12 protein-coding genes are annotated in these 13727 nt (G+C 64.9%); 5 read left to right on the forward strand and 7 right to left on the reverse strand.

Annotation, left to right across the window (positions count from 1 at the left end; genetic code table 11):
• Window positions 1-106 precede the first annotated feature (106 nt).
• The 6 genes from BSY18_RS09670 to BSY18_RS09695 form a co-directional block, all read right to left on the reverse strand.
• Window positions 107-634, reverse strand: a complete 528-nt coding sequence (locus BSY18_RS09670; protein WP_069050457.1) for a DUF1254 domain-containing protein — start codon at window positions 632-634, stop codon at window positions 107-109.
• Window positions 631-1209, reverse strand: coding sequence for a DUF1214 domain-containing protein (locus tag BSY18_RS09675; protein WP_069050458.1), 579 nt, complete (start codon window positions 1207-1209; stop codon window positions 631-633). Before BSY18_RS09675 ends, BSY18_RS09670 begins: the two co-directional genes overlap by 4 nt.
• Window positions 1210-1327: 118 nt before the next feature.
• Window positions 1328-3991, reverse strand: coding sequence for a pyruvate, phosphate dikinase (gene ppdK / locus BSY18_RS09680; RefSeq protein ID WP_069050459.1), 2664 nt, complete (start codon window positions 3989-3991; stop codon window positions 1328-1330).
• Between the two features lie 46 nt (window positions 3992-4037).
• A complete protein-coding gene (gene glyS / locus BSY18_RS09685) occupies window positions 4038-6359 on the reverse strand; it encodes a glycine--tRNA ligase subunit beta (RefSeq protein WP_069051841.1) in 2322 nt (773 codons plus the stop codon).
• Window positions 6356-7195 carry a glycine--tRNA ligase subunit alpha gene (locus tag BSY18_RS09690; protein ID WP_069050460.1) on the reverse strand — a complete coding sequence of 280 codons (840 nt, stop codon included), beginning with the start codon at window positions 7193-7195 and terminating at the stop codon, window positions 6356-6358. Before BSY18_RS09690 ends, glyS begins: the two co-directional genes overlap by 4 nt.
• 274 nt (window positions 7196-7469) lie before the next feature.
• Entirely contained in the window at window positions 7470-9578 is a 2109-nt protein-coding gene (locus tag BSY18_RS09695; protein ID WP_069050461.1) for a molybdopterin oxidoreductase family protein, read from the reverse strand.
• Between the two features lie 199 nt (window positions 9579-9777).
• On the opposite strand from BSY18_RS09695, the gene BSY18_RS09700 reads away from it, so the two are divergent.
• The 4 genes from BSY18_RS09700 to BSY18_RS09715 are packed head-to-tail and all read left to right on the forward strand — an operon-like array spanning window position 9778 to window position 11657.
• Window positions 9778-9969, forward strand: coding sequence for a hypothetical protein (locus BSY18_RS09700; protein ID WP_069050462.1), 192 nt, complete (start codon window positions 9778-9780; stop codon window positions 9967-9969).
• Between the two features lie 43 nt (window positions 9970-10012).
• Entirely contained in the window at window positions 10013-10225 is a 213-nt protein-coding gene (locus BSY18_RS09705; protein ID WP_069051842.1) for a helix-turn-helix transcriptional regulator, read from the forward strand.
• Window positions 10218-10637, forward strand: coding sequence for a hypothetical protein (locus BSY18_RS09710; RefSeq protein WP_069050463.1), 420 nt, complete (start codon window positions 10218-10220; stop codon window positions 10635-10637). Before BSY18_RS09705 ends, BSY18_RS09710 begins: the two co-directional genes overlap by 8 nt.
• 54 nt (window positions 10638-10691) lie before the next feature.
• Window positions 10692-11657, forward strand: a complete 966-nt coding sequence (locus tag BSY18_RS09715) for a TraB/GumN family protein (RefSeq protein ID WP_069050464.1) — start codon at window positions 10692-10694, stop codon at window positions 11655-11657.
• Between the two features lie 54 nt (window positions 11658-11711).
• On the opposite strand, the gene BSY18_RS09720 is transcribed toward BSY18_RS09715, so the two are convergent.
• Window positions 11712-12836 carry an epoxide hydrolase family protein gene (locus BSY18_RS09720; RefSeq protein ID WP_069050465.1) on the reverse strand — a complete coding sequence of 375 codons (1125 nt, stop codon included), beginning with the start codon at window positions 12834-12836 and terminating at the stop codon, window positions 11712-11714.
• Window positions 12837-13048: 212 nt separating this feature from the next.
• Between BSY18_RS09720 and BSY18_RS09725 the strand changes: the two genes are divergently transcribed.
• Window positions 13049-13690, forward strand: a complete 642-nt coding sequence (locus tag BSY18_RS09725; protein ID WP_171900206.1) for a fasciclin domain-containing protein — start codon at window positions 13049-13051, stop codon at window positions 13688-13690.
• Window positions 13691-13727: the final 37 nt, after the last annotated feature.

Raw genomic sequence — 13727 nt, forward strand, 5'->3', positions numbered from 1 at the left:
GGGGCCATGACTATCTCGAACCGTCACCCCCGCGCGCGCGCGGGTGGCGCTGTTTTGCCGCGATCGCGCAGAAGCGGGATTCTCTCGTTCGCGGGAATGACGGGGTTCAGGGCTGCTTCAAAGGTTGGCAATAGGATTGCTTGCGATAGCCAGTCACCGCGTCGAATTCCGCGCGGTCGTTGAGCAGCACGCGCAGCAGCGCCACCCCCTTGGCGCCCGGCATGGTCACATTGCGCACCCCGGACGGTACCGTCTGGTCGGCGGTCGCCAGGATGACCTCCACCGGCGCGCCCTTGCTGTCGCGATCGCTTTCGACGAACGCGACGTTGGTCTCGCTGTCGAACACGGTAAGCGACCAGTAATGGCCGGGCACGGGGTGCGCATGCACGCGGAGCGGCGCCTGGGTCAGATCGAACGCACACACCGAATAGGCAAGGTCCGGGCTGGGCCGCACGATGGTCTGGCTTTCGGCGGTGACCAGCGGGCCATGCGCCATGCGGTTGAAGCCCGATTGCGCCGCCAGCTGCTCCCAGGCGCGGTCCATGATCACCATCGGGGCGGCGGCCAGGGTGGTGTACCAGGCTGCCAGCGCAGCCAGGACGGCGACGATCAGCGGTCCGATCCAGCGGCTCATGTCCGGCACTCCCTGCGCTCGATTCGCGGCAGCGTCACGCTGCCCCGCGCGGCCAGCAGCTTTGGCGATGGGTGATAGGCGCGCAGCGTGAGCTCGAACGGCCGGTCGTCGGGCATCGCGATCCAGTGCGTGCCCCGGCGGGTGCGGGCGATATCGACCTGCCAGTTCGACGCTTCCACAGGCGCAAGCGCGGCGCTGCCCAGCGAATACACGCTCGCCCTGTTGGGGATGAGGTAGCCCTTGGCGTCATACAGCGTCAGGCTCCACCAGCGCGCATCCATCGCGCCACCGGACACGCGATAGCTGCACTTGCCGCTGAGCTTGCGCCCGGCGCTATCCTCGTCCGCGTTGAAATAGATCGCCTCGCGCTCGGGCAGCGCCAGCAGGCCACGCAAAGCCACCGTGGCGCGGGTGGCGACGCTCGCGTCCTTGGTACCGACCTTGGCGGCGGTGCGCCAGGGTCCGTTTTCGATGCCCAGCGAGGCAAAGCTCTGACGCAACTGCACCACCGCTGCGCCCGTCCCGAGCGCCAGCCCGGCAACCAGCAGCAATCCATAGCGAACCCCAGCGTGCATGACCCCTCCTGTTTTGGCACAGCCTATGCCGGAAGATCGAGGCGTAACGCAAGAGGATTAGACGCGACGCGGCGGCATGACGTCGCTCGCCCTCCCGCAAGCGGGAGGGGAGAGAGAATCAGGCCTTCTTCAGCGCCGCCTGTGCCGCAGCCAACCTTGCGATCGGCACGCGATAGGGCGAGGCGCTGACATAATCGAGGCCGGTGGTCTCGCAGAACGCGATGCTGGCAGGATCGCCGCCATGCTCGCCGCAGATGCCCAGTTTGATGTCGGGGCGCGTCTTGCGGCCCTTCTGCACTGCGATCTCGATCAGCTGGCCGACGCCCTCGATATCGAGGCTGACGAACGGATCGCGCGCGAAAATGCCCTTGTCGACATATTGCGTGAGGAACCGTCCCGCATCGTCGCGGCTGACGCCCAGCGTGGTCTGCGTGAGGTCATTGGTGCCGAAGCTGAAGAACTCGCCCACCTCGGCGATCTCGTCGGCCATCAGCGCCGCGCGCGGCAGCTCGATCATCGTGCCGACCAGATATTCGATCCGGCGGCCCTTTTCGGCGAACACCAACTCGGCGGCGACATCGACTACCTTCTTCATCAGCTCGAGCTCGCGCCGGGTGGCGACCAGCGGAATCATCACCTCGGGAATCGGTGCCGCGCCGCTTTCGGCAGCGACATCGCACGCCGCCTCGAAGATTGCGCGGGCCTGCATCTCGTAGATTTCAGGGTACGTCACGCCCAGGCGGCAGCCGCGATGGCCGAGCATGGGATTGAACTCGTGCAGCTCGTTGGCACGGCGCTTGAGCACCTCGACGCCGACGCCTGCAGCCTGTGCGACTTCGGCAAACTCGCTCTCGCTGTGCGGCAGGAACTCGTGCAGCGGCGGGTCGAGCAAACGGATGGTGACAGGCAGCCCCGCCATCACCTCGAAGATGCTGTGGAAGTCGGCGCGCTGTTCGGGCAGCAGCTTCTCCAGCGCGGCCCGCCGGCCCGCTTCGTCCTCGGCGAGGATCATCTGGCGGACATTGGTAATGCGGCTCGCCTCGAAGAACATGTGCTCGGTGCGGCACAGGCCGATGCCCTCGGCACCGAAATCGCGCGCCACGCGGCAATCCTCGGGTGTCTCGGCATTGGTGCGCACCTTGAGGCGGCGGACCTTGTCGGCCCAGCCCATCAGCACGCCGAAATCGCCGACCAGTTCGGGCTGCACGGTGGGAACCGAGCCCATCATCACCTCGCCGGTGGTGCCGTCGATGGTGATGGTGTCGCCCTCGCGCAGCTCGCGCTTGCCGATGCGCAGCACGCGCTCCTTGTTGTCGATCGAGAGGCTGCCCGCGCCCGAGACGCAGGGGCGCCCCATGCCGCGTGCGACCACGGCAGCGTGGCTGGTCATCCCGCCGCGTGCGGTCAGGATGCCGCGCGCCGCGTGCATGCCATGGATGTCCTCTGGGCTGGTCTCGATGCGGACCAGAATCACCGAATCGCCCATCTCGTTGCGACGCTCGGCGGTGTCGGCATCGAACACGATCAGCCCGCTCGCCGCGCCCGGAGACGCAGGCAGGCCCTTGGTCAGAACGTCACGCACCGCATCGGGATCGAGCGAGGGGTGGAGCAACTGGTCGAGCGCCATCGGATCGACGCGCGCGATCGCCTCTTCCTCAGTGATCAGGCCTTCATTGGCCATGTCCACGGCGATCCGCAGCGCCGCCTTGGCGGTGCGCTTGCCCGAGCGGGTCTGCAGCATCCACAATTTGCCGCGCTCGACCGTAAACTCGATGTCCTGCATGTCGCGATAGTGCTTTTCGAGGATATCGAACACCCGCGCCAGCTCGGCATAGGTTTCGGGCATCGCCTCTTCCATGCTCTGCGGCTTGGCATTGGCTTCCTCGCGCGCCTGGCGGGTCAGGTACTGCGGCGTGCGGATGCCTGCGACCACGTCCTCGCCCTGCGCGTTGATCAGGAACTCGCCGTAATAGAGGTTCTCGCCGGTCGAGGGGTTGCGGGTGAACGCTACGCCCGTCGCCGAGGTGTCGCCCATGTTGCCGAACACCATCGCCTGCACATTGACCGCGGTGCCCCATTCGGCGGGGATGTCGTTGAGGCGGCGATAGACCTTGGCGCGTTCCGACTGCCACGATCCGAACACTGCGGCGACCGCGCCCCACAACTGGTCGTGCACATCCTGCGGGAACGGCTTGCCCCACTGGTCCTGCACCAGCGCCATATATTCGGCCACCAGCGCCTTCCAGTGCTTGGCTTCCATCTCGGTATCGCTGAAGAATCCGTTGTCTTCCTTCATGATCTCGAGCGCTTCCTCGAACGCATCATGGTCGAGGCCGAGCACCACGTCCGAATACATCTGGACGAAGCGGCGGTAGCTGTCCCACGCGAAGCGCTCGTCGCCCGAAACCTGCGCCAGCCCCTCGACGGTGGCATCGTTGAGGCCCAGGTTGAGCACGGTGTCCATCATCCCGGGCATTGACACGCGCGCGCCCGAGCGAACCGAGACCAGAAGCGGATCGGCCGCATCGCCGAAATTCTTGCCCGTGATCGCCTCGATATGCCTGAGTCCTTCTGCGACCTCGGCCTTCAGGCTGTCGGGGAACACCTCGCCATCCTGATAATAGCGCGTGCACATTTCGGTGCTGATGGTGAAGCCGGGGGGCACCGGAAGGCCGATCGACGCCATGCCATCCAGATTGGCCCCCTTGCCGCCCAGCAGGAACTTGTCACCCGCGCCACCATCATTGGCGCCGCCACCGAACCGGTACACATATTTGGTCATCGCAATACTGCCTGTCCGTCTTGAATGTTGGTGAAGGGTGTCGAGATTATCCCTCGATCTTCGAAAAATCGGCAACCCGGTGAACCGCAGCGCGGAACCGCGCCAGCAGCCCCAGCCGCGCGGTGCGCTTGTCGGGGTCGGCATCGTTGACGGTCACGTCGTCAAAGAACGCATCGATCGGTGCGCGCAGCACCGCGAGCGCCGCCATCGCGCCTTCGAAATCCTCGCCATGGATTGCGAGCGCGGCGAGCGGCTCGGCTTTATCGAGCGCTTCGATCAGCGCGATCTCCGCCGGTTCGGGATCATAGGGCAGCCCGGAGCCGGGCTGCGCCATTTCCGCAACGGCCAGCGCGACCCCCGGATCCTCGACCATCGACAGCGGATCTTCCTCACCGGTCTGCGCAATGCCGCCACCGGTTTCCGGCGTGTGGACCGTCGCGCTCGCATCGCCTCGTCCCTCTTTCTTGAGGATATTCGCCGCGCGCTTGTACCCGGCGAGCAGATTGCCCCCCTCGCCCGTCTCGACAAACGCCTGCAACGCATGAACGCGCGCGAGCAACCGGACGAGATCGTCCTCGCCGCCCAGCGCAAACACCGCGTCGATCAGGTCGTGCCGGACCCCGGCCTCGCGCTGCTGGACCTTCAGGCGGTCGGCGAAGAAGTCGAGAAGGCCTCTAACAGCACCGAATGCCTGCTCGCGAATTTCATCTTTAGCCGGCGAGCGCTCAGTTGCAATACGCTCCACTTCATCAAGGTTCGGCTTAGCTCCTTGAGCTTGCTCTAAGCCGAAATACACATCTGCGAACAATTGCCGACCTTGGCGTTGATGCTCATGCTTGTACCACTCGAAAGATGCAGCCAGAAGCATTTGCGTCAGTGCCACACGGACATCATTGTCGAGCACTAATTGCAGGATGCCTATAGCCGAGCGGCGAAGAGCAAATGGGTCTTTCGATCCCGTAGGTTTTTCACCAACGCAGAAAAAGCAGGCAAGGCTGTCCAGCTTATCCGCCAGCGACACCGCCACCGTCACCGGCGCAGTCGGTACGTCATCGCCCTGCCCGACCGGCTTGTAATGGTCGCGGATGGCGGCGGCGACCTGGGGGTCGAGACCTTGCCTAGCCGCGTAATAACCGCCCATAAGCCCCTGAAGTTCGGGGAATTCGCCGACCATCTCGGTAACCAGATCGGCCTTGCACAGGCGTGCGGCCTGTTCGGCGAGCGCCGCGTCGCCCTTGACGATGCCCTCTTCGCACAACCAGCGCGCGAGCTTGGCGACGCGCTCGACCTTGTCGGCGACGGTGCCCAGCTTTTCGTGGAACACGATGTTCTGCAGCTTCTCAGCATGCTGCTCGAGCGTCTTCTTCTGGTCGAGTTCCCAGAAGAACCGCGCATCGGAGAGCCGCGCTGCGAGCACCTTCTCGTTGCCCGCGACGATCGCCTTGCCGCCATCGTGCGCCGAGATGTTCGCAGTGCAGACGAAGGCCGGTGCCAACGCCCCCGCCGTATCGCGCACGACGAAATATTTCTGGTTGATCCGGGTGGTTAGCTGGATGACTTCAGGCGGGACCTCAAGAAACGCCGGGTCATAACGGCCCAGCAGCGGCACCGGCCATTCGGTGAGCCCGGCGTTCTCGACCACCAGCCCTTCATCCTCGACCAGCACGAAGCCAGCGTCCGACGCTGCCTTGGCCGCGCCGTCGCGGATGATGGCGGCGCGCTCGTCATGATCGACGATCACGTGCGCGGCGCGCAGCGCGCTGGCGTAATCCTCGACACCCGAGATCGTCACCGCGCCTTGGTGGTGGAAGCGGTGGCCGACCGTGCTGTCGCCCGCGACCAGCCCATCGACCTCGCACGGCACGACATAGCCGCCGAGCAGCGCGATGATGCCCTGCAGCGGGCGCACCCAGCGCAGCGATTCCGTGGTCTGGCTCGCGGTGCCCCAGCGCATCGACTTGGGCCAGGGGAAGGCGCGGATGATCGCGGGGATCGCGTCGGCCAGCACATCGGCGGTGGCGCGGCCAGGCTTTTCGATCACCGCGAAGAGCGTCGCGCGGCCCTTGACGTCGCGGGTCTCGAGCGCGTCGCGGGTCAGCCCGGCCTTGCGCAGGAAGCCATCGACCGCGGCATCGGGCGCATCGGCGGGCGGGCCCTTGAGTTCTTCGGATACGGCCTCGGTCGTCTCCGGAAGCCCGCGCGCGATCAGCGCGAGGCGGCGCGGGGTGGAGAAGGTCTGCAGGCTCTGAGCCTTGAGGCCAGCAGCGGAAAGCTGTTCGGCAAACAGCTTCTCAAGATCAGCGCGCGCCTTGCCCTGCATCCGCGCGGGGATTTCCTCGGAGAGCAGTTCGAGCAGGAAATCGGTCACGCCGCCCACCCGTTCTTCTCCATCCACGCCTGGCAGCTGCCCTTCGCGAGATCGCGCACGCGGCCCATATAGGCCTGGCGTTCGGCGACCGAGATCACCCCGCGCGCCTGCAGCAGGTTGAAGACATGGCTCGCCTGGATCGCCTGCTCATAGGCCGGGATCGGCAGCTTGGCCTCCAAGCAGTTCTCGCATTCGGCGACTGCCTTGCGAAACGCGTCGAACAGGCTCTCGGTGTTCGCCACCTCGAAATTCCACGCGCTCATTTGGCGTTCGTTCTCGAGGAACACGTCGCCATAGGTGACACCGTTACCGTTGAAATCGAGGTCGTAGACGCTGTCCTTGCCCTGGATGTACATCGCCAGCCGCTCGAGCCCGTAGGTCAGCTCGCCCGCGACAGGCTTGCAGTCGAAGCCGCCCATCTGCTGGAAATAGGTGAACTGCGTCACCTCCATGCCGTCGCACCAGACCTCCCAGCCCAGCCCCCAGGCGCCGAGCGTCGGGCTTTCCCAGTCGTCCTCGACAAAGCGGATGTCGTGCAGCAGCGGATCGACGCCGATCGCGGTCAGGCTGTCGAGATAGAGCTGCTGGATGTCGCCGGGCGAGGGCTTGAGGATCACCTGATACTGGTAATAATGCTGCAGCCGGTTGGGGTTCTCGCCATAGCGGCCATCGGTCGGGCGGCGGCAGGGCTGGACGAACGCCGCGTTCCACGGATCGGGACCCAGCGCGCGCAAAGTGGTCGCGGTGTGGAACGTCCCTGCGCCCATGGGCATGTCATAAGGCTGCAATATCAGGCAGCCATGACGGCTCCAGAAGCTGTGCAGGGTCAGGATCATGTCCTGGAATGAGAGGCTTTGCTCGCTCAAAAGTCCGGGCCTTCGCAAGTGCACAATGATTGCGCCGCGCTTTGGCCGATGGAGGCGCTGGGGTCAAGTCGCAGGTGATTCAGGCTTGGTGTGCGGGGGCCAAGTTTTGCTTGGGTGATCGCAGGTCTTCCCACTTCTTCGGGTCCCCTGCGCAGGCAGGGGCCCATCTCCTGCCCCGTCGATGTCGCGCCTACCGGGAGATGGGCCCCCGCCTTCGCGGGGGACCGGAAAATCGCGGCGGGAGCTACTCCGCCGCCACCGCCTCCCGCACCCGCTCCAGCGTCACCGGAGTGCCATTGAGCACCGCATTGCCCGAAATCGGGTCCATTGCCTGCGGGTCGGTGAGGTCGTTGAGCGACACGCCGGGGCGCCGACCCGCGACCGAAAGCCGCGTCCCCGGCTTGTCATGCCCGAAACCGTGCGGGATCGAGATCACCCCCGGCATCACATCCTCGCTGATCTCGGCGGCAACCTCGACCGATCCGACGCGGCTGGTGATCCGCACCAGATCGCCATCGGTAACGCCATGCGCCATAGCATCATCGGGGTGGATCATCGCCGTGCAGCGATCGGGCCCCTTGGCCAGCCTTGGCGAATTGTGCAGCCAGCTGTTGTTGTTGCGCACATGCCGCCGCCCGATCAGCAGCAGGGAGTCCGCCGGGGTGTCGGCAAGCGCCGTGCGCCACTGTTCAAGTGCCTCCAGGCACAATGCCGGCGCGCAGGCGATGCGCTTGTCTGGTGTCTGCAGGCGCTCAGGCAGCCGCTGGACGTGTGGGCCGAAGTCCCTGCCATTGGGGTTCGCCTCGAGCTCCTCGAGTGTCACGTCGTAATCCGATCGCGCGAGCATCGAGGCGAGAACGGTGCGCGGCGGCACGATGTTGGACACCGCCTCGCCGCGGGCGTGCAGAATCGCGCGCGCCATCTCGGCGACGATCTCCCAGTCCGCTTTGGCTCCTTCCTCCATCGGCAGCGTCGCAGCCGAGTAATCGGCATAATTGCGGATCGCGATCGGGCCGAGCAACAGCGGATAGTGATCCTTTTCGAGCGGACCGCAAGGCGGCAGAATGTAGTGCGCGTGCGCGCTGGTGGCGGTCACGTACATGTCCACCGACACCATCAGGTCGAGCAGCGGCAGCGCCTCGCCCCACGCGCCGGGCGCCGAAAGCACCGGATTGCCCGAGAGCACCACCAGAGCCTTGATCTGCCCGTCGCCCGGGGTCGCAATCTCCTGCGGCAGCAGCGCGCTAGGAAATTCGCTGATCACCTCGGGCCGGTCGGCGATCCGCGAGCGGAAGCGGTCGTAGGTCCCGGGGCCAGCGCCCGCCACCAGATCGACCACGGGGGACGAGAACATCACCCCGCCCTCGCGGTCGAGGTTGCCGGTCGCGATGTTGAGCAGCTGGATCAGCCACAGGTTGAGCGTCCCCGCCTCGGTGACCGAAACCCCCATGCGGCCATAGACGATGGCCGGATCGCCACTGCCCAGGGTCGCTGCCAGATCGCGGATCACCGGCACGGCAATGCCGCAATGCGCAGCGAGGCGCGCGACATCGAAGCCGCGGATAGCCTCCCAGGCGCTTGCCCAGCCCTCGTCGAGCATCGGCTCGAGCCTGCCGGGCTTGACCAGCCCCGCCTCGTCGAGCGCCTTGAGCAGGGCGAGCAGCAAGGCGGTGTCGGTGCCGGGGCGGATGAAATGGTGCGCGTCGGCGATCTTGGCGGTCTCGGTGCGGCGCGGATCGATAACCACCACCTGCCCGCCGCGCTTCTGCACTGACCTAAGCCGCTTCTTCACATCGGGGACGGTCCACACGCTGCCGTTGCTGGCAAGCGGGTTGCCGCCGATGATCAGCATGAACCGGGTGCGATCGACATCGGGGATCGGGAACAGCGCGTTGTGGCCGTACATCCACATCTGGATCAACTGGTGCGGGATCTGGTCGAGCGTCGAAGCCGAATACAGCGTGCGCAGCTTCATCGCCTTGCGCAGAACGCCGGTCTGCGTGCCTGTGGCGTAATTGTGGGCATTGGGGTTGCCCATGTACATCGCGGGCTGTCCGCCGCCTGCCATCACCTCGGCCATCCGCGCACCGATCTCGGCAAAGGCGGTATCCCAGCCGATCTCCTGCCAGCTGTCGCCCACGCGCTTGACCGGACGGCGCAGCCGGTCTGGGTCGTCCTGCAGATCCGCGAGCGCGGTCGCCTTGGGGCAGATATGGCCGCGGCTGAGCACATGATCGGGATTGCCGCGGATCGAGACGACGGTGCGCCCCTGCACCTCGACCAGCACGCCGCAATTGGCCTCGCACAGATGGCAGGTGCGCGCGTGAATGCTGGTGGCCGATTCGTCCGCCATGGCTGTCTCTCCCGTTGTCGTTGGCCGACAGGCTATCAGCGCAGGCGGGGGCTGACCAGCCACCGAAATCCGCCACTTTCCGTAGCGGATGTCATGCGTCACTGCCACTAAGTCAGGGTCACTTGACATGGTCAGCGAATCACGACATAAAGTCAGGGTAAGCTGACATTTGGTCAGTGGACAATGACAGGACTTCCCGATGACCATGTTCCGCCCCGCGCTCGACGCCCGCACCGTCCGCCGCCCGCCCTTGTGGGTCGCGGGGCTGGGATCGGCGCTGCTGACCGGGCTGTTGTGCGCGTGGATCAGCGGCGATGCCCCCGATGTCCCCTCGCCCGCTTCAGGCGGTGCGGCGGTGTTGCTCGCTCCGGTCTTTCTGGTGCTGGCGTGATCGGGCGGCGGGGAGGCGAGAGGATGACCCACGGATGGACGACATGAAGAACCGGCTGAAGGTGCTGCGCGCCGAGCGTGACTGGAGCCAGGCCGAACTCGGCGCGCGACTGGATGTCTCGCGCCAGGCGGTCAACGCGATCGAGACCGGAAAATATGACCCCTCATTGCCGCTCGCCTTCCGGATCGCGCGGCTGTTCGAAATGCCAATCGAGGAGATTTTCGATGACGAGTTCAACGGAGGCGATCATGGCTGAAACAGACTGGCAGGCGCGTGCGCGGGAGCGCAAGCACCGGGTCAACCTGGTGGTGGGCACTTTGTTCTGCATCGGGCTGTTGTCGGGCTTTCTGGTCGGCTTTTTCGAGGACGAGAAGGCAGACCTGCTTTCCGCCAACAGCATTCCGCCCTGGCTCGCGGTGGCCAGCGCCATCCTGTTCGTCGTTGCCACCACCATCGGCTCGTGGAAGCTGATGCAGGTCTCGGACGAGCTGGAAAGGACCATTCACATCAAAACCACGGTCGTCGCCGGCAATGTCATGCTCATCGGCTATCCGACATGGTTCATCCTGTGGAAGGGCGGTATCGTGCCCGAACCCGACGCGCTTTGGCTGTTCCTGGCAGGGTTCGCCGCCAGCGCAATCGCCTATGCCTGGTACAAGCTGCGCTGACAGACCTTTTTTTTCATTCCCCTCCCCCAACACGATCAAAGGATACTTCCCATCATGACCATCACCAGAACACTGCGAACCACCGCCGCCACGCTCGCGCTTGCCGGGGTTACCGCGCTCGGCTTTGCCAGCCAGCCGCTGCTGGCGCGCGATCAGACAAGCGTCGCCGAGGTGCTGGGCGCCGCCCCCACCACCGCGCCTGCGACGCAGGACGTGAACCCTGCGATGTGGATCGTGCGTGACAAGGACACCACCATCTATCTGTTCGGCACGGTGCATGTGCTGCGCCCGGGGCTCAACTGGCTGAAGGACGACATCAAGGCCGCTTTCGACGGATCGGACGAGCTGGTGCTTGAAGTCACCGAGCCCGAGGACCCGTCGATCATGCCCACGATCCTGTCGAAGATGGCGACCAACCCGGCCGGTACCACGCTGCGCAGCCTGCTCGATGCCCCGGTGCTCGCCAAATACGAATCCGCGCTGGGCACGCTCAAAATTCCGGCGGCATCGCTCGACGGCTACAAGCCGTGGTTCGCTGCGGTGACGCTGACCACCGTGCCGCTGCTGATGCAGGGCTATGACCCCAACAGCGGTGCCGAAAAGGTGCTGTCCAACGCCGCCAAGGCGCAGGCCAAGCCGGTCGGCCAGCTCGAGACGATCGAGCAGCAGCTGGGCATCTTCAATTCGCTCGCGACCAAGGAGCAGATCGCGTTCCTCGACGTGACGCTCGATGGCGTCCCCGAGGTCACCACCCAGATCGACACGATGGTCGACGCCTGGGGCAAGGGCGATCTGACCCGGCTTGACACGCTGCTCAACGAAGGCTTCGAGAGCTATCCGGGGCTGTACGACGCGCTGCTGACCGACCGCAACACCAACTGGGCCAACTGGATCAAGACGCGGATGGAACAGCCCGGCACCGTGTTCATCGCGGTCGGCGCGGCGCATCTGGTCGGCAAGGACAGCGTGCAGGCGATCCTGGAAAAGCAGGGCATTACCAGTACCCGCATTTCGAAGTAACATCTGAGGATCGAAGGACCCCGTCAGCCCAGTGCTGGCGGGGTTCGGGTGTTGTCAGAGCGCAGCGTTGCGGAAGCAGGCGCGGACTTCTTCCACGAAGATCTGCGGCACCTCAAGCGCGGCAAAATGTCCGCCGTGATCGACCTCGTTCCAGTAGATGATGTTGCTGAAGCGCTTTTCCGCCCAGCGGCGCGAGGTCTGGAACAGCTCCTTGGGGAAGATTGTCCCGCCCATCGCCACGCTGACCGGGTCGAACCCCATGTTCGAGAAGCTGTGCCAGTAGAGCCGCGCCGAGGAGGCCGCCGAGTTGGTCAGCCAGTACAAGGTGATCGTGTCGAGCAACGCATCGCGGCTGAAGCCCGAAAACGTGTCGTCGCAATCCGACCAGTTGCGGAATTTCTCGAGGATCCAGGCCATCTGGCCCACCGCGGAATCGGCGAGCGCATAGCCGATGGTCTGCGGCCGCGTCTTCTGGATCGCCGAATAGCCGCTTTCCTTCTCCTGATAATATTGCATCCGCGCCGCCGCGCGCTTTTCCAGATCGCTCAGCTCCGCCATCGTCGCAGGGTCAGGCAGCGCCAGCACCATGTTCGAATGCACGCCTGCGCACGCGCCCAGATTTTGCCGCGCGATCTCCAGCGTTACCCCGGATCCCCAGTCGCCGCCCTGCGCGAAATAGCGCTCATAACCCAAAGCCAGCATCAGGTCGTTCCACACCTTGGCGATCTTGGTGATCGACCAGCCCGTCTCGGTGGGCTTGCCCGAAAAGCCGAAGCCGGGAAGCGAGGGGATGACAAGGTGGAACGCGTCCGCCGGGTCCGCCGGGTTGGTCAGCGGCTCGATCACCTCCATGAATTCCATCACCGATCCCGGCCAGCCATGCGTCATGATCAGCGGCCGCGCGCCCTCATGGGCTGAGCGGATATGGAGGAAATGGATGTCGACGCCGTCGAGTTCGATCAGAAATTGCGGATAGGCGTTGAGCGCCGCCTCGCAGGCGCGCCAATCATAGCCGTCCGCCCAATAGGCTGCATAATCCTGCACCACGGCCAGCGGGATGCCCTGATCCCAGTCGTCCACCGTCTCCTTTTCGGGCCAGCGCGCCGCCAGAATGCGCTGCCTCAGATCGTCGAGCTGGCCCTGGGGGATATCGATGTGGAACGGACGTGGCTTGGTCATGGGGCGAAACCTATCCGATGAAATGTGTGCTGGCAAACGCCTCGGATGCGGCAAATGCCGACATATCTTTCGTGCCAAGGGAAACAATAACCCTTCAGCACCGTTCGTTTGTCGCACGGCCATGTCATGGCATTCGTCATGACGACCCATCAACGCATCAGCAAAGGCGTGATGTGGAAAAGATAATGGCCGACGCACAAGGAGATACTTCAATGAAAACCGCTTTTCTTTCGTCCTTCGTGGCGGCCTCAGCCCTGATCCTCGGCGCCTGCGGATCGGAAAACGTCACCACCGAATCCGACGTCACCGTCCCGGCTGACGCACCGATGGCCACCGACGGCCCCGCAGCCAACGGCATGAATGCAACCGGCACTGTCATGGTCGGCGGCGCGGAAATGCTGCCGACCCGCAACATCGTCGAAAACGCTTCGGAATCGCCGATCCACAGCACGCTCGTCGCTGCAGTCAAGGCTGCAGGCCTGGTCGATACGCTTGCCGGTACCGGACCGTTCACGGTCTTCGCTCCGGTGAACACCGCGTTCGAGAAGCTGCCTGCCGGCACCGTCGACACGCTTCTGAAGCCTGAAAACAAGGCCAAGCTGTCGGGCATCCTGACCTATCACGTGGTGTCGGGCCGCATGACCGCTGCCGATCTTGCCAAGGCGATCACCGATGGCAACGGCACCGCGACGCTGACCACCGTGCAGGGTGAAAAGCTCACCGCCAAGATGGATGGCACCAATGTCGTGCTGACCGGCGAAGGCGGCAGCACCGCGATCGTCACCCAGGCGGATGTCCCGCAGTCGAACGGCGTGATCCACGTCATCGACGGCGTGCTGATGCCCAAGGCCTGATGACCGGTTCCGGGCGGTCGGCAGCGATGCCGCCCGC

It is taken from the genome of Blastomonas sp. RAC04, from assembly GCF_001713435.1.
Lineage (GTDB): Bacteria > Pseudomonadota > Alphaproteobacteria > Sphingomonadales > Sphingomonadaceae > Blastomonas > Blastomonas fulva.